Here is a 16,060-nt window from a genome sequence, read left to right as displayed (position 1 = left end):
ATCTTACTCCTCTTTCCAGTATTTCAAGAGGGTGCGCACGATTAAGATGAGCTTAACCCTTCAGCCAGGTCAAGTTTTCCTGCGGAATTCTTTTGTCCCGCTGCTTACCCATTGATCAGGCCCGCCGCGATATTGATCGACAGTCCCAGTACGACCAGGTTGAAGAAAAAGCTCAGCACGGATTGCCCCAGCACGATCTGCCGCATCAGCCGCGTCTGCACGCACACGTCCGACGTTTGCACGGCCACGGCGATGGTGAAGGCGAAATATAAAAAATCCCAGTAATCGGGGTTTTGCTCGTCGTCGGGAAATTTCAGGGGGCGCAGCGTGGGGTCGGCCTGGTAATACAGGTGGGCATAGTGGAAGCAGAACAGGGTGCCGACGAGGAACCAGGAACCGACCAGCGTCAGGATCGTCAGGCCGTAATGCAGCGCGCGCTCGTCCGGCGCCATGTCTTTCATCGAGGAGAGCTGCGAGACGATGGCCACCAGGCTCATCACGGATGCGACGGACAGGGCCGACAGCACCGTGGTGGCCCGCTCATCCTGGCGCGCCGCCATCACCTTTACCTTGTGATGGCTGGCGCGCATCATCATCCAGGCCATCGTCGCCAGGTAGAACCAGACGGCCACATTCCACGCCGTCAGCAGACGCGTCATCTCTTGCCAGGAGGAGGGCAGCAGCAGGCCGGCTGCCACGCCGATGGCCGTGGCCATGCTCAGGTGGGGGCGGCTGCGGATGAAGCTGTGCAAGGGAAGCGTGATTTTCATGGTGCGGAGTGGTCAATGGCAATAGCGCATCTTAGTCCTTAGTTTGCGCTCGCGGTGGCCGTTCTGGCGGCCGCTTCCTTCTCGTGGTGGGGGAAGCGGTCCATGCGCGACAGCACGGGGAACAGCACGGCCCAGAGGCCCGTCACGGCCAGGGTTGCGGCGCCGCCGAAGAGGACGGCGCGCACCAGGCCGAACCAGCCGGCCGTCAAGCCCGATTCAAATTCGCCCAGCTCGTTCGAGGCGCCGATGAAGACGGCATTCACGGCGCTGACCCGGCCGCGGATCTCGTCCGGCGTCTCGAACTGCACCAGCAGGTGGCGGATGTATACGCTGACCATGTCGCCGGCGCCCATCAGGAACAACGCCGCCAGCGCCAGTGGGAAATAGCTGGTGCTGCCCAGCACCAGCGTGCCCAGGCCGAAGACGGCCACGCCGCCGAACATCCAGGCGCCCACGCGGCGCGTGATGGGATAGATGGCCAGCGCGATCGAGCACAGGGCGGCGCCGGCGCCGGGTGCCGTGCGCAGCAAGCCCAGGCCGCTGGGGCCGATATGCAGCACGTCATGCGCGAGCGCCGGCAACAGGGCCGTCGCGCCGCCGAACAGCACGGCAAACAGGTCGAGCGAAATGGCGCCCAGCACGATGGGTTTCGACCAGACGAAGCGCAAGCCTTCGAGCAGGGTGTGCCAGCTGACGGGTTCGCGTTTCACCACTTGCGGCGCCGGCGTGGTGGCGCGCATCAGCAAGACGGACACGACCAGCAGCGCGGACGAGATCAAATACACCACCTTGGGGCCGAAGTAATACAGCAAACCGCCCAGGGTAGGTCCCAGGATGATGGCCACGTGCGAGCTCGATGAGCTGAGCGCGACGGCGCGGCTGAAGTGTTGCGTGGGCACCATGTTGACCAGCACGGCTTGCGTGGCCGGCATCATGAAGGCGCGCGCGCTGCCGAACAGTACCAGCACGGCAAACACGGGCCAGACGATGGAGAGTCCGCTCAAGGTGAACGCCAGCAGGGCCAGCGCGCAAGCCAGCTGCGCCGCCAGGCACCAGGCGATGATGTTGCGGCGGTTGTAGCGGTCGGCCACGTGGCCAGCCGGCAAGATCAGCACGAGGAAGGGTGCGAACTGCGCCAGGCCGATCAAGCCCAGGTCGAACAGGCTGCCCGTGATCTGGTACACCTGCCAGCCGATGGCCACGCTTTGCATCTGCACGGCCACCGTGCCCAGCACGCGGGCGGACAGGTAAAAAGCGAAATTGCGGTGACGCAGGATACTGAAGCCGTTGCCGGCAGACGCGAGGGACATGAGATTTCCAGGGAACAGCGGGGTGGAGCGGTGGCGGCAGCGGATGCCGCGCCAGCAGCACCGCGCTGTCTGGATGCTTACTTGGCCAGGTCGGCTTCGGTGGTGAAGGCGTCCGCGTAAAACTCGTCGGCCGGAAGTCGACACAATTGCACAAAATCGCGGTTGGCCGATTCGACGACGATGGGTGCGCCGCAGGCATACACTTGATAAGCGGACATATCCGGCAAGTCAGCCATGACGGCCTGGTGCACGAAGCCCGTGCGGCCGCTCCAGGCATCTTCCGGCAAGGCTTCCGAGACGACAGGCACATAGGTGAACTGCGGCAAGTCGGCCGCCCACTGGCGGCACAGCGCATCCATGTACAGGTCGTGCGGCTGGCGCGCGCCCCAGTACAGGGTGATCGGGCGCTGTGATTGTTCGTTGATCATGTGCTCGACGATGGCTTTCAGGGGGGCAAAGCCCGTGCCCGAGGCCAGCAGCACGACGGGCTTGTCGGAATCCTCGCGCAGGAAGAAGGTGCCCATCGGGCCTTCGAAGCGCAGGATGTCGCGCTCTTTCATGCTGCCGAATACCTGGTCGGTGAACAGGCCGCCCGGCATGTGGCGGATGTGCAGGCTCACGGGGCCGCCTTCGACGGGCGCGCTGGCCATGCTGTAGCTGCGGCGTTTGTTGTCGCGCAGCATGATTTCGATATACTGTCCGGCGCGGTAGTGCAGGCGCTCGCTGGCCGGCAACTGCAGGGTCAGCACGACGACGTCGGGTGCGACTTTTTCGATGGTGGTCACGCGCGACGGCATTTTCTTGATCGGGTAGTCGCTGCTGCCCGCCACTTCGCGCGCCTGCACCACCAGGTCGCCCTGGGGCACGGCGCAGCACAGCAGCGAGTAGCCGGCCGCCGCTTCATCTTCCGTCAGGGAGCTGGCCTGGTATGGCTTATGCTGTACGCTGCCGGACACGATCTTGCCCTTGCAGGAACTGCAGGCGCCGCTCTTGCAGCTATATGGCAAGCCCACGCCGGCGCGGATCGCTGCCGACAGGACGGTTTCGTCCGCTTCACAGCTGAATTGGTGGCCGCTGGGCTGAACAGTAATTTGAAAAGTCATACAATCCTTGAGATGAAAAATATGTTAATGCACTCTTTGCGCAAGCCGGTGGGCTTGCCGCGCTTGCTGATCCTGGGCTGTGGCGACGTCGGCATGCGTCTGCTGCCCCTGCTGCGCGCGCGCTTTCGCGTCTTTGCCGTCACCAGCCAGCCGGCGCGTTGCGCGCAGCTGCGGGCCGCCGGCGCCGTGCCCATCGTGGCGAACCTCGACGACCGTGCCAGCCTGAAACGGCTGGCGGGACTGGCGCCGCTGATCGTGCACCTGGCGCCACCCCGGTCGTCGGGCCTGCTGGACCGGCGCACGCGCAATCTGGTCGCCATTTTACCCGAGCATGCACGCATGGTGTATGTGAGTACCAGCGGCGTGTATGGCGATTGCGGCGGCGCCTGGGTCGATGAAACGCGGCCGCCCGCGCCGGCGAATGCGCGGGCGAAGCGGCGCGTGGATGCCGAACAGGTCTTGCGTGGCTGGGGCGCGCGTCGCGGTGCCAGCGTGGCCATCCTGCGCGTACCCGGCATTTATGCGCACGACCGCCTGCCCCTGAAGCGCCTGCGCGAGGGCACGCCGGCCCTGGCTGCGGACGACGATGTGTACACCAACCATATCCATGCCGATGACCTGGCGCGCGTCATCGAACGGGCCCTGTGGCGTGGCAAGCCTGGACGCGTGTATCACGCCAGCGATGACAGCGAACTCAAAATGGCGGACTATTTCGATGCCGTGGCCGACACCTTCGGCCTGCCGCGTCCGCCGCGCCTGCCGCGTGCCGAACTGCAGCAAGTGGTCACGCCGATGCTGCTGTCGTTCATGTCCGAATCGCGCCGCCTGCACAATGTGCGCCTCAAGCGCGAGCTGGGCGTGTGCCTGCGCTACGTGCGCGTGGCCGATGCCTTGCAGCCGCTGTCCGCCGATGCGGCCAGCATCGGGTAAAATGGCCGGTTATCTGCGCACTTTGCTGGGCCGGCGCGCAGCGCGCCGTTGCGGCGGTGCGCCATTCACTTAAGGACTACAGCATGACCACCCTCACTTACGAAGAATACCTGGACGAGGTCACCACCGTCCTGACGGAACTGTACGACCTCGACGACGACGCTGCCATCAAGCTGGTCGTGGCGGCGCAGGATGCCGAATTTTTTGTTCCGCACGATGCGCATGAGGAAATGCGTACCGCCGAGCAAGCCAAGAAAGATGCGGTCACCCTGTTCGAGCGCAAGCAGAATCGCCAGCAAACGCAGGAAAAACAGCAACAGCGCGTGCGCCAGCAAAAGAAATAAGAGCAGGCCATCGACCGCCAGGCCGCTGGAGCATGGAGCAGTGCGGGCTTCGGCGCAACACCGGGGTCTTGTCATTTGATGCAACGCAAACGCGTCATGGCGCGCTGGCGATATGGTGAGCAAAGTCGTCACGCGTCCTGGCTCTTGTGGCGGGCTCCACACAGCGCGACGCTGTTTCCCGTCAGCAGGAGCGAACCATGCGATCTACGAGTCACCCCAGCAAGGAACAAGTGCGCGCCTATATGCGCCGCCGTGAACATGCGCTGCAGCCGCCGCCGCCGCCCGATGAAATTCGCCGGCAACTGGCCTGGTGCCGCGTGGACGCCTTTCCCGGTACCTGCCTGACGGCCACCCCGGCCGGCGTGGCCGCGCAAGGCTGGCATTTATCAGCGGACATGGCTCGCCTGAGCACGCTCATGGCGATTGTCTGGCTGATGCACAGCGGTGTTCCTCATTGTAAAAATTGATGACTTGCAGCAAATTTTTCCGATTTGAGTTATCCTCTAGCACATTCCAACTGCGTCAATTCTCTTCAATTATCACAATTTTGCTTTAAGTTACGCAAAAATCAACAATAACGTGTATTATATTGTTTGTGGTGTAAAGGCCGCATAAGTGATGGCGCTTTTTAGTGTGTTTACCCTGAATTATTGCAGAAGAGACATTCTGTTTCTTTGTGCTCTAATACAACAAGTACGGATTTTTGATCATGTCTCTCAAACAAATTACCTCTTTGCCTACCTACAACCCGAATCGCGTCCTCGATGCGATCATCGACAAGCTGCAGCTGAAAAACGATGCCGCCTTGTCGCGCGCGCTGGAAGTGGCGCCACCTGTCATCAGCAAGATACGTCACAACACCTTGCCGATCGGCGCCACGATCCTCATCCGCATGCATGAAATCAGCGATTTCAGCATTCGTGAACTGCGCGAGTTGATGGCTGCCTAAGAGCGCCTGACAGACGGCAAACTGAGAGGTGCCGTCTGGGTACGTCAGGCTTGCCGCGTGCGGCAGCCACATCTGTTTTCCGCTGCTCTATTGCGGGTCGCGGTTCAGCACCGGACGATCGACATAGAAGCGCCCCATTTCCAGGCCGGTCGTGGACGACTTGACCACCGCGGCGGCCAGTGTGGCGGGCGCGCTGGAAAATGCGGTGTTGGCAGCCCCGGTCGCACGGCCAGAATACGCTGTCGCCTGCACCGCTGCGCTGGAAAACGCCGTCTGCACGGCCCGGCCCGAGTATGCCGTCGCCTGTACCGCCGCACTGGAAAACGCAGTTTGTACAGCCCGGCCCGAGTACGCTGTCGCCTGCACCGCGGCACTGGAAAACGCAGTTTGTACAGCCCGTCCCGAATACGCTGCCTGCACGGCGCGCCCCGAATACGCCGTTTCTGCGCGGATATAATCTTCCCCGAACGTTTGCTCATACAGCTGCTTCATGCGCTCGCCCACGCGCTGGTGCGCCGCTTCGTCGTCTTCGCCGCGCAGGCCGATGTAAGGGAAGTGATGCAGGAAGTAGCCGAAGACCTGTTCGCAGTCCGCCGCATATTTCAGGGTGTCGAGGATGTGGTAATGCCAGAAGGTATCGACGTCCATCAGTGGTGCCGTTTCTTCTTCCGGAAATTGTTTCATCAGGATCAGAAAGCGCCGGTACTCGAACTCCACCGCATTGGCCTTCTCCAGGCTCCATCCTTCGCCTGACTCCCGGTGCATCAGCTTGACTTTGATCGCGTCCAAATTCAAATCGGCAATTGCCTTGAAACTGTCGTTCGTATCCATGAATGTCCTTTGGTAAAGAGCGTTGTGGGAAATACAGTGCAACAAGGGAGAGTGGTGGGTATGTACTCCTGGCAAGTAGTCGAGGAATGCCTGGTCCATGGCGGGCAGGCGCTGAGTTGTTCTACATTAATATTGCATTTAATTACAAAATACGCAAGCTGAGCTTGCTTCAACGCGGCCTGCCTGTCAGATGTTGGTCCGGCTGTCTTCCTGGTAGGGGAACGCGGTGGCGTCCGCACCCAGCGGCACGCTGACATGCACGCTCATGCCGGCGCCGGGGCTGCTTTCGATGCAGAAAGTGCCACCCAGCAACTTGATGCGCTCCTCGATCCCCACCAGGCCAAATGAGCCCAGCTTGTTGCGTCCGTCGATGGCTGCGCCCACGCCGTTGTCGCTGACGCTCATCGACACGGTGTCGTGGCACTTTTCCAGCTTGACTTGCACGCTGCTGGCATTGGCATGCTGGGAAATGTTGCTGAGCGACTCTTGCAGGATGCGGAACAGGGCCGTGGCACACTGGTCGCTCAGACAGATGTCGCCATGGCTTTCGCTGATTTCGCAGGCGATACCCGTGCGCAGGCGAAATTGCGCCACCTGCCATTCGACGGCCGCATTCACACCCAGGTCCAGTACGGTAGGGCGCAAGTCGTTGATGATTTGCCGCACGCTCTTGATGGTGGCGTCGATCTGCTCCAGGGTCGAGCAGGCGCGGGCGTTCAGGCGCGGGTGGTGGCGTTGCGTGCGCGAGGCCAGCATGTCGGCATCGATGCGCAAGACCAGCAGGTTCTGTCCCAGGTCGTCGTGGATTTCGCGCGCGATGCGCTTGCGCTCTTCTTCCTTGATCCGGTCGGCGTGGGCTGCCAGGCGACGCAGTTTCTGGTGCGATAGCTGCAGGCGGATCTGGCTGGCGCGCAATTCCGCCGTCATGCCCGTCGCCATCTGGATGGCGCGCCGGCGCGATGATGCCAGGGCATGAAACAGCATGTACAGCAGCATGGTGCTGGCAAAACCGGTCAGCAGGGCCAGCCACGGCAGGAAGGCGTCGAAGCGCGTATACAGGTCGCTCTTGCGCACGCTGAACAGCGCCTGCCACGCGCGGCCATTGTGCTCGATGAGCATTGTGCTGCTCAGATACCGCCCCGAGTTGCCGGGCAGCCACCATGGCGCATGCATGCCCGCCGTCGTGCTGTCGAAGATGGGGCGCATGTCGTGCGGCAGCTCCAGCGGCAAGTCCGGCTGTTCAAGCGGCGCCTGCGGGCCGATATCGAACAGGGTCAGGCGGACATTGCGTACCGGCATGTCGGCCAGCGCGCTGCGCATCATCGTCACCAGGTCGTAGCCGATGCCGACGGAACCCTGGTAGGCCGCGCGCCTTTGTTCTACCGTGCCGGTCGGCATGCCGAAGCGGTACACGGGCAGGCGCATGGCCATGCCCGTCAACCGCGGCCGGCCTTCCATCGGCACGGGTACGCCGGAATTGCTGATCTGCCCCGAATCGCGCGACTGCGCCAGCGCCTCGGCGATCAGGGGGCGCGAAGCGATGTCATAGCCATACTTTTCCGGGGCGCTGGCAATCGGCTCGATGTACAACAGCACGGAATAATGGGCGCGCGGGCCGGGCGGATGGATGGCAAACGCCGGATAGCCGTCGCGCCCGGGCGGATAGTCGCGCTGCATGGCCGCTTCGAAGGTGGCGCGCTGCGACTCGTCGAGTGCCCGGCTGTAATTGAGATTCATCACGCCCGGGTAGTTCTGTTGCAAGGCGATATTGGCCACGTAGCGGTGGAATTGCTCGCGGCTCACGTGTTCGTTGGCGTGGAACAGGCTGGCCGTGCCGCGCAGCAGGTTGGCATACGACTTGGCGCGCAATGTGATGCTTTTCTGGGTATTGCGCGCCAGATTGTTGAACAGCTCGCTGGCATCGTTTTCGATCGACAGCGAGGCGGCCATGTAGAACAGCAGGCTCACCATCAGCGACATCACGAAACCGAGCAGCCAGAGCGGTTTTTTTTCAGCAGTTAAGGGGTGTTTGCCGGCAGTAGAAGACATCGCCATCCGCATCAGGAAGAGGAATCGGGTGCCGCCTGTGTGCTGGAGGCTGTACGGAGTTGCACAAGCACTATCGGCATTGCAAATTGCTCAATAGCTGCCTAATATACAAAATTATCGTGAATATAGTCAACTGGCAATATTTCTCTGGTGAGGTACATTGCTAAAACGAAAAAAAACCGCCGCGGCGGTTTTTTTTCGTGGAGCGTGCGGCGCCTTACTTGGCGGGCTGCCAGCTATCTTTCAGGGTGACGATGCGGTTGAAGACGGGCTTGCCGGGCTGGCTGTCGACCCGGTCGGCCGCAAAGTAGCCGTGGCGCTCGAACTGGAAGCGCTGTTCCGGCTGGGCCAGTTCCGCGCCCGGTTCCAGCCACGCTTGCACCACGTCCTTGGCCAGCGGGTTCAGGGCCAGCTTGAAGTCCTTGCCGCCCGCGTCCGGCTGCGGGTCGGTAAACAGGCGGTCGTACAGGCGCACTTCGGCGGGAATGGCCGTCGGCGCGCTGACCCAGTGCATATTGCCCTTGACCTTGTAGGTGGCGCTGCCTTCCGTGCCCGACTTGCTGTCCGGGAAATAGCTGCAATGCACGGCGATGACCTTGCCGTCTGCATCCTTGTCGTAGCCCGTGCATTCGATCACGTAGCCGTAGCGCAAGCGAACCTTGCTGCCCGGCTTGTCGTCGATCGGCGGATACAAACGGAAATAGCCTTTATTAGGCACTTCCATGAAGTCGTCTTCCTCGATCCACAGCTCGCGCGAGATGGGGAAGTTGCGCAAGCCACGCTCCGGGAAGTGCGGATGCACGGGTGCCGTGCATGCCACGCTTTCGCCTTCGGGGAAATTGTCGATGATCAATTTCAACGGACGCAGCACGGCCACCGTGCGCGGTGCCTTCGGGTCCAGGTCCTCGCGCAGGCAGCCTTCGAGCACGCTGTAGTCGATCCAGCCGTCGGATTTGGTGACGCCCGTGCGTTCGCACATCAGTTGAATCGCTTCCGGCGTGTAGCCGCGGCGGCGCATGCCCACCAGGGTCGGCATGCGCGGGTCGTCCCAGCCGTCGACGATTTTTTCTTCCACCAGCTGGCGCAGCTTGCGCTTGCTGGTGACGATGTAGGTCAGGTTCAGGCGCGAGAATTCGAACTGGCGCGGCACCGGTTGCTGGAAGAAGCCGCCGGCCGACAGGGTTTCCAGCAGCCAGTCGTAGAAGGGGCGGTGGTCCTGGAATTCCAGCGTGCAGATCGAATGCGTGATGTTTTCCAGCGCGTCCGAGATCGGGTGCGTGTAGTCGTACATCGGATAGATGCACCAGGCGTCGCCCGTGCGGTGGTGGTGCGCATGGCGGATGCGGTAGATGGCCGGGTCGCGCAAGTTCATGTTCGGCGAACGCATGGCATCTTCGCTCATCTTCGCGCGCAGGATGTGGTCGCCATCTTTGTATTCGCCCGCCTTCATGGCGCGGAACAGGGCCAGCGATTCGTCGCGCGGACGGTCGCGGAACGGCGAATTCTTGCCGGCCTGGCCGAAATTGCCCCGGTTGGCGGCCATGTCTTCGGCGCTCTGGCTATCCACATAGGCAAAGCCGGCCGTGATCAGGTACTCGGCCATCGCGTACAACTGGTCGAAATAGTCGCTCGCGTAGTGCAGGTGGCTCTGGCCATCGGCATTCTTCGGTTCCCAGTCAAAGCCCAGCCATTTCACGCTGTCCATGATGGTGTCGACGTATTCCTGCTCTTCCTTCGCCGGGTTGGTGTCGTCGAAGCGCAGGTTGCACTGGCCGGCGTAATCGCGCGCCAGGCCGAAGTTGACGCAGATCGACTTGGCGTGGCCCACGTGCAGGTAGCCGTTCGGCTCCGGCGGGAAACGCGTGATCACCTGAGGCAGGCCGGGACGCACGTGGGCGCCGGCAGCCAGGTCGGCTTCGATGATGTTACGCAAGAAATTGGGCGCCAGCGCTGGCGCGGCGGTATTCGGTTTATCGTTGCTCATTGATCAATGCGGAAGAGTGACAGTAAAAAGCATTTTACCGTACCGCAAGCGCTTTATAAGCACGTATTTGCCCCCATATCCCAGCATGCAAGCGACGTGGGCGCCGTTCTATAGGATAATCTGCCTTTAATTAGCAAACAAATCGTGACCCCGGAGCCATTTATGGAAAATTTATATAACGTCCTCGGTGTCGCGCCCAATGCCAGCGACGATGAAATCAAGAAGGTTTACCGTTCGCTGGCCATGCGCTTCCACCCCGACCGCAACCAGGCCCCCGGCGCCGAGGCACGCTTCAAGAGCGTCACCAAGGCGTATGAAATCCTGGCCGACCCGGCCAAGCGCGCCGAATACGACCAGAGCGTGAACCACCGCATCATCATCGATCCGGAAGCGGAAGCCTATGCCCTGTGGTGCGGCGTATTCCGCCTGCATGGCACCACGCTTCCAGCTGACTGAGTCCGCTGGCGGCTGCCTGGCCAGCCTGAATAATTTGAAAAACAACAATGGCGCTTATTTATAACAGCGCCGCGCATCACCTTGGAAAGCACAACATGAGAAGAGTACACCCTGAATTCGCGTACCAGTCGCGCGAGCTGGAAGGCCAGATCGATGGCATCCTCGGCGACCCGCCGAACCGCAAGAACTATAAAAGCATGGTTGACGCGCTGGTGAGCGAGTACGCCAGCGGCGGCGGCATCGAAGACGTGAACATGCTGGCTTTTGCGCTGGTCGACCACATCACCTTCAGCGACCCGAAGGGCTTGCTGGCCGAAAGCGAAGACTACGAGTTCGGCGACCCGGCCCGCGTGTTTTCCATGGCTGCGTGCGCCGCGCCGGAAGCGGCCAAGATGTACGCCGCCATCGAAGAGAGCTTCCCCGACCTGGCGCGCCAGGCCATCATCACGGCCTTTTTGCACAAGAATCCGCGCCTGTGGGACGATGACGACCAGTCGCTCGACCAGCTGGCCGCCAATGACGACGGCGACGACGAGCACGACGAAGATGACGCCACCGACGATTTCGCCCAGATGTTTGACCAGGATGGAGATGACCATGGCCGATAATAAGGATGAACAAAAGAGCAATCTTCCCGCGCTGACGAAACAGGTCACGGAACTGGTGCTGTCCGGTTCGCTGGGCCACGCCGAGCAGGCGTTCGCCGACGCGGCCGACCAGTACGGCGATCTGGCCGTGGTGGAAGTGCTGAGCGCCATACCGCCGCAAGTGACGGCCCTGCACCTGGCCGGCTTTGACGGCGGCAAGATGTCGCTGGCAACCTTGCTGGTGCCGCCGAAGGCCTGGGCCGACAGCCTGGCCTTCATCGCCGCCACCTGGAGCGACGACCAGATCGAGGATGATCCGGAGCGCATCGCCGAGTCGCTGTTCGCGCACATCCACGGCGTGGTGTTTTCCACCGACGACGCCGAGCGCCGCCGCGAGCTGCTGCTGGAAGCGTCCGCCACCGACTGGGGCGCCACGGCGTTCGCCATTTTGTTCTCGATGGCGCCAAAGGAAATCCTCGAAGTGGCGGGCGAAATCGTCATCAAGGGACCGTACGTGACGGGTGTGACCTCGTCCGACAACGACGTCGTGCCGCTGGCCATTGAGCTGGCGCAAGCGAATGAAGACGGCTGGGACCGCTCGCTGTTCGAACTGTTCCCCGACTTCCGCCACAGCGCCGACCTGGCCGATGCCGAATATTCGGACGACCCGGACGAAGAGCCGACGATGTTACAGCGCAGTACCAAGGAATTGCTGTACCGCCTGCGCAAGCAAGTGCCGAGCACGCGCAGTGCGCCGCGCTCCAGCACGCGCCGCAGCCTGGGCACGGGTATTTTCTCGTAATGAAAGCAGGGAACGTCTAATGCTGCCAGCAATTGTTGTAGAGAATCTTCCGCGCCTGGTGCGCGCCATCAAGCTGTTGCCGAACGACCCGCGCGAAGACGCGGCGCTGGACCTGGCCGACGAATTGACGGGCATCACGGCCATGGTGGCCGAGAAGTTCACGAATGAACGCACGGCCGACGGCATCCAGAAAGCGCTGTTCCTGACGGTGGGCGGCGTGTCGCTGGGCCTGGAGCAGGCCGTCACGCATGAAGGCGACCAGGCCGCGCTCGATTTCCTCGTCGAGCACGGCGCCGAGCACGCATTCCAGGTAGGCTTTCGCCTGATCAAGGAATTGTCGCAGCTGCCGGAAGACGCCCTCGTCGGCGAATACGACCAGGACCCCGTCTACCTGCAGCGCCGCTTGCGTGAGCTGTTCATCGATATTTGCCAGGCCGACCCGAACCAGAACTGGGCCGGCTATGAAAAGTATGCGGTGCAGTTGCAACAGCGCAAGGAAGTGCAAGCCGTGGTGCGCCTGGCCAGCTGGCTGCGCCGCCACCATGACAACGGCCCCGTCAGCGACAGCGACTTGAATGCCGAGGGTGTGATTGCCGTGGCCATCATCTTCGCCATCGAAGGCGGCGGACGCATCATGGCGCGCACGGGTCAAAAGGAGTTTGAACGCTTTGTGCGTTCCGTGCGCAAGAACAAGCCCGACTTCGAAGAAGGCTGGGCCGCCCTGGTGGCCAAGGTGCCCGTGCAGCATCACCCGGTGCTGCTCGACCGCATCGAATCCTACCGCCGCAGCTGCACCGTGGTGCATAAAATCCTCACGCGGGCCAGCATGAAGAGCCTGTTCGAGGACCTGGAGAACTACGCGGGTTCGGAGCTGGACGCGGATTACTCCTGACGTACGTCAACGTAGGCCGGCACGCGCCGGCCTATTCTTTTTCTTCCAGCGCCGCTGCCTCGGCCAGTTTTACAAAAGCCGCCACCAGCGGCGACGTCTCTTCGTCCCGTTGGGCCAGTAACAGGCTGGTGGTCGCCTGCGGGTCGGCGATGGGGCGATAGCACACGCCATCCATGCGGATGCGGTCGAATGAGGCGGGCAGCACGGAAATGCCGCAGCCGGCCGCCACCAGGCCGATGATGGTCGATGCTTCGCCCGCTTCCTGCGCCACCTGGGGCACGAAGCCGGCTGCCTTGCACAGGCGGAAGATCTGCGGATAAATTCCCGTGCCCGCATCCTTCGGGTACATCACAAAGCCTTCGCCCGCCATGTCGGCAATGGCAATGGCCTCCTTGGCCGCCAGCGCGTGGGCGACGGGCAGCACGAGGAACAGCGGGTCTTGCCGCAGTTGCGTCAGCTTGATATCGGATGGGTACGTCGTTTCCGGCGGGCGCACGAAACCCAGGTCCATCGTCCTGCCCGAGATCGCTTCCAGCTGATGCAATGTCGCCATCTCGTGCAAGGTCAAGGTGACGTGCGGGAATTGCTGGCGGTAGCGGTTGATGACGGTGGCGAAATACGGCGTAAACGGCGTGGAAAACGTAAAGCCGATGCGCAATTCGCCCGCCTCGCCCCGCTGGGCCCGGCGCGCCGTCACGGCTGCCTGTTCCGACAGGGCCAGGATGCGCCGCGCATCGTCGAGGAACAGGCGGCCTGCTTGCGTCAGGCGCACGGAGCGCTTGTTGCGCTCGAACAACTGCGCACCCATTTCCCCTTCCAGCGCCTGGATTTGCTGGCTCAGCGGTGGCTGGCCGATGTGCAGGCGCTCGGCCGCGCGCGTGAAGTGCAGCTCTTCGGCGACGGCAACGAAGTAACGCAGGTGGCGCAATTCCATAGTTAGTAATATATTTAAAGTATGACTTGGGCCTTAAATATATATTGGACGATATGAGTTGGCAATCCTAACATGAGAATTCGCTTCCTCTTTCGCTTCTTTACTTCCTTCATACGGCCATGTCTGATTCATCGCTCGCTTATGCCTCTGCCGCCCTCCCGGCGCTTTCTCCTGCCGCTCCCGCTCCCCGTTCGGCCATCGCCAAGGGTACGGCGGAATTCAAGCGCAGCAACCGCGCCCTGTTCTTCGGCGGCTTTTCCACCTTCAGCTTGCTGTACTGTATCCAGCCCCTGTTTCCCCTGCTGTCGCAGCAGTTCCACCTGACGCCGGCGCAAAGCAGCTGGTCCTTGTCCGTGTCGAGCGGCTTGCTGGCCATCTCGCTGGTGCTGCTGAGTGCCGTCTCGGACCGCATCGGCCGCAAGCCGCTGATGGTGGCGGCTATGTTTTCCGCCGCGATGTTGACCATTTTGTCCGCCTTCGCCCAGGATTATGCGCAACTGCTGGCGATTCGCGCGGCGCTGGGCGTGGCCCTGGGCGGCATGCCGGCAGTGGCCATGGCTTACCTGGGCGAGGAAATCGAGGGGCCGTCGCTGGGCCTGTCGATGGGCTTGTACATCGCCGGCAGCGCGTTTGGCGGCATGTCGGGGCGGCTGGTGGCCTCCATGCTCAGCGATTTCCTCTCGTGGCGCTGGGCCCTGGGCGTGTTGGGCGTGGCCGGCGTGCTGGCCGCAGCCGAATTCTGGCGCAGCCTGCCCGCGTCGAAAAACTTCGTGCCCAGTACCCGAGGCTGGAATGCGCTGCCGCATGCCATCCGCCAGCATTTTTCCGACCAGGGCTTGCCGTGGCTGTTCTGCCTGGCTTTCGTGCTGATGGGCTGTTTTGTCAGCCTGTACAACTACATCGGCTACCGCCTGCTGGCCGCGCCATTTGGCTTGCGTCAGAGCACGGTCGGCTTGCTGGCTTTCTTGTACCTGATCGGCATCTTCAGCTCCGTCTGGGCGGGCCGCCTGGTGGACCGCCTGGGGCGCCGGGGCGTGTTGTGGATCATGCTGTCGGTGATGCTGTCCGGCATTTTACTGACCCTGTTCGATTCCCTGCCGCTGATCGTCATCGGCATGGCGCTGGCCACCTTCGGCTTCTTCGCCTCGCACTCGATCGCCAGCAGCTGGGTCAGCCGCCGCGCGCGCGCGCCGCAGGCGCTGGCCTCGGCCTTCTACCTGTTGTTCTATTACCTGGGATCGAGTCTGATCGGTTCCGCCTCGGGCATGATGTGGGGCTTCGACGGCTGGACGGGCGTCATCATCATGCTGGGCCTGTGCCTGGGTGGCGGCGTGCTGATCGCCCTGCGCCTGCGGCATCTGCAGCCGCTGGGCGCACGCGAAGCGGTGGGCTGAGCGGCTATTTGGGACAGTTGCCGATCATCGTTTCCCCATTCTTGCCCGCGCCCGTGGTCACGCACAAGGTGCCCAGCGCGTTGGTGATCTTGTAGGTGCGGCTGCCCTTGGCCGCATTCGCGCCCACTTCCTCGATTTTTGACGCTTCATACCATTTCGGCGGTACGGCCGCGTAGGCCTCGGCAAAGCCCTGTTGCATGCGCTTGAAGCCCGTGTCGTCCAGTTTTTGTTCTCCCCGCTGCGGGAATTCCTTGCGTAAATCCCTGTCGATCTTGCCCACGTCGCGCTTGGCTTGCGCCAGGATGTCGGCGGCGCTGGGTGGCGCGACGAGCGTGATCGCTTCTGACGTTGCTGGCGCTGGCGCCTGTTCGACGGTGGGAGGGGGCAGGGGGCGGCTGATGGGCGCCGGCAGTGGCAGGCGCGGCAGGCGCACAGCGGCTGCTTGTGCGCTGGGCAACGCGACTGGCTTGGGCGGCGCCGGGAGCGTGTGGCGCAGCCAGGTGATGGCCGGACCCTGCGGCAGGTTTTCGTCGGTGGCAAGGCGGGGGCGTGACTGCACGATGACATATGCCAGCCCCGCGTGCAGCAAGACAATCAGCAGCAGGCCGGGAGTGCGGCGGAGCAGGATGGGCAACGAGGTCATGGATGGCATGGTGGTTCAGGTGCGCCAATGTATCTGAGGTACTTGATTATTATCTAAAATGTCACACGTGCTTACAAAAAAG

Annotated in this window: 17 protein-coding genes; 9 read left to right on the top strand and 8 right to left on the bottom strand. The window is 62.3% G+C overall.

Going from position 1 to position 16,060, the window contains the following annotated elements; translation table 11 throughout:
* Positions 1-104: 104 nt before the first annotated feature.
* From ACQ4WP_RS03050 to ACQ4WP_RS03040, 3 genes are all read right to left on the bottom strand, one after another.
* On the bottom strand, positions 105-770 hold the full coding sequence (locus tag ACQ4WP_RS03050) for a DUF1345 domain-containing protein (protein WP_436518614.1): 666 nt from the start codon (positions 768-770) through the stop codon (positions 105-107).
* A 38-nt stretch (positions 771-808) separates the two neighbouring features.
* Complete coding sequence (locus ACQ4WP_RS03045; protein WP_436518613.1) at positions 809-2,080, bottom strand: MFS transporter; 1,272 nt, start codon at positions 2,078-2,080, stop codon at positions 809-811.
* 77 nt (positions 2,081-2,157) lie between these two features.
* Positions 2,158-3,183, bottom strand: a complete 1,026-nt coding sequence (locus ACQ4WP_RS03040) for a CDP-6-deoxy-delta-3,4-glucoseen reductase (protein WP_436518612.1) — start codon at positions 3,181-3,183, stop codon at positions 2,158-2,160.
* 12 nt (positions 3,184-3,195) lie between these two features.
* On the opposite strand from ACQ4WP_RS03040, the gene ACQ4WP_RS03035 reads away from it, so the two are divergent.
* The 4 genes from ACQ4WP_RS03035 to ACQ4WP_RS03020 all read left to right on the top strand — a co-directional run bounded on the left by ACQ4WP_RS03035 (position 3,196) and on the right by ACQ4WP_RS03020 (position 5,406).
* Positions 3,196-4,113: an SDR family oxidoreductase gene (locus ACQ4WP_RS03035; RefSeq protein ID WP_436518611.1), complete on the top strand. Its 918-nt coding sequence runs from the start codon at positions 3,196-3,198 to the stop codon at positions 4,111-4,113.
* A gap of 83 nt (positions 4,114-4,196) precedes the next feature.
* Positions 4,197-4,457, top strand: a complete 261-nt coding sequence (locus ACQ4WP_RS03030; RefSeq protein ID WP_096234162.1) for a hypothetical protein — start codon at positions 4,197-4,199, stop codon at positions 4,455-4,457.
* Positions 4,458-4,654: 197 nt separating this feature from the next.
* Positions 4,655-4,924 (top strand): hypothetical protein, encoded by a 270-nt coding sequence (locus ACQ4WP_RS03025; protein WP_436518610.1) that lies wholly within the window; start codon positions 4,655-4,657, stop codon positions 4,922-4,924.
* A 242-nt stretch (positions 4,925-5,166) separates the two neighbouring features.
* Positions 5,167-5,406 (top strand): hypothetical protein, encoded by a 240-nt coding sequence (locus ACQ4WP_RS03020; RefSeq protein WP_029496207.1) that lies wholly within the window; start codon positions 5,167-5,169, stop codon positions 5,404-5,406.
* Positions 5,407-5,493: 87 nt separating this feature from the next.
* On the opposite strand, the gene ACQ4WP_RS03015 is transcribed toward ACQ4WP_RS03020, so the two are convergent.
* The 3 genes from ACQ4WP_RS03015 to ACQ4WP_RS03005 form a co-directional block, all read right to left on the bottom strand.
* Positions 5,494-6,336, bottom strand: coding sequence for a glycine-rich domain-containing protein (locus tag ACQ4WP_RS03015; RefSeq protein WP_436518609.1), 843 nt, complete (start codon positions 6,334-6,336; stop codon positions 5,494-5,496).
* Between the two features lie 87 nt (positions 6,337-6,423).
* Positions 6,424-8,286, bottom strand: coding sequence for a CHASE domain-containing protein (locus tag ACQ4WP_RS03010; RefSeq protein ID WP_436518608.1), 1,863 nt, complete (start codon positions 8,284-8,286; stop codon positions 6,424-6,426).
* A 217-nt stretch (positions 8,287-8,503) separates the two neighbouring features.
* Positions 8,504-10,270, bottom strand: coding sequence for a glutamine--tRNA ligase/YqeY domain fusion protein (locus ACQ4WP_RS03005; protein WP_436518607.1), 1,767 nt, complete (start codon positions 10,268-10,270; stop codon positions 8,504-8,506).
* Between the two features lie 162 nt (positions 10,271-10,432).
* Here ACQ4WP_RS03005 and ACQ4WP_RS03000 point away from each other — a divergent pair, with 162 nt between their 5' ends.
* The 4 genes from ACQ4WP_RS03000 to ACQ4WP_RS02985 all read left to right on the top strand — a co-directional run bounded on the left by ACQ4WP_RS03000 (position 10,433) and on the right by ACQ4WP_RS02985 (position 13,007).
* Positions 10,433-10,726: a DnaJ domain-containing protein gene (locus ACQ4WP_RS03000; protein ID WP_436518606.1), complete on the top strand. Its 294-nt coding sequence runs from the start codon at positions 10,433-10,435 to the stop codon at positions 10,724-10,726.
* Between the two features lie 95 nt (positions 10,727-10,821).
* Positions 10,822-11,334, top strand: a complete 513-nt coding sequence (locus ACQ4WP_RS02995) for a hypothetical protein (protein WP_436518605.1) — start codon at positions 10,822-10,824, stop codon at positions 11,332-11,334.
* Positions 11,324-12,115 carry a hypothetical protein gene (locus tag ACQ4WP_RS02990; protein ID WP_101484148.1) on the top strand — a complete coding sequence of 264 codons (792 nt, stop codon included), beginning with the start codon at positions 11,324-11,326 and terminating at the stop codon, positions 12,113-12,115. Before ACQ4WP_RS02995 ends, ACQ4WP_RS02990 begins: the two co-directional genes overlap by 11 nt.
* A 19-nt stretch (positions 12,116-12,134) precedes the next feature.
* Entirely contained in the window at positions 12,135-13,007 is an 873-nt protein-coding gene (locus ACQ4WP_RS02985; protein ID WP_116743402.1) for a hypothetical protein, read from the top strand.
* A 31-nt stretch (positions 13,008-13,038) separates the two neighbouring features.
* On the opposite strand, the gene ACQ4WP_RS02980 is transcribed toward ACQ4WP_RS02985, so the two are convergent.
* Positions 13,039-13,941: a LysR family transcriptional regulator gene (locus ACQ4WP_RS02980; protein WP_436518604.1), complete on the bottom strand. Its 903-nt coding sequence runs from the start codon at positions 13,939-13,941 to the stop codon at positions 13,039-13,041.
* 119 nt (positions 13,942-14,060) lie between these two features.
* On the opposite strand from ACQ4WP_RS02980, the gene ACQ4WP_RS02975 reads away from it, so the two are divergent.
* Positions 14,061-15,335 carry an MFS transporter gene (locus ACQ4WP_RS02975; protein WP_436518603.1) on the top strand — a complete coding sequence of 425 codons (1,275 nt, stop codon included), beginning with the start codon at positions 14,061-14,063 and terminating at the stop codon, positions 15,333-15,335.
* A 4-nt stretch (positions 15,336-15,339) separates the two neighbouring features.
* Here ACQ4WP_RS02975 and ACQ4WP_RS02970 read toward each other — a convergent pair whose 3' ends face one another.
* A complete protein-coding gene (locus tag ACQ4WP_RS02970; RefSeq protein ID WP_436518602.1) occupies positions 15,340-15,987 on the bottom strand; it encodes a hypothetical protein in 648 nt (215 codons plus the stop codon).
* Positions 15,988-16,060 lie beyond the last annotated feature (73 nt).

The organism is Janthinobacterium lyxosi (genome assembly GCF_051380665.1).
In the GTDB taxonomy this organism is placed as follows: domain Bacteria; phylum Pseudomonadota; class Gammaproteobacteria; order Burkholderiales; family Burkholderiaceae_D; genus Janthinobacterium.
The sequence above is the reverse complement of the archived record's forward strand: the minus strand, read 5'-3'. Positions and strand labels throughout refer to the sequence as shown.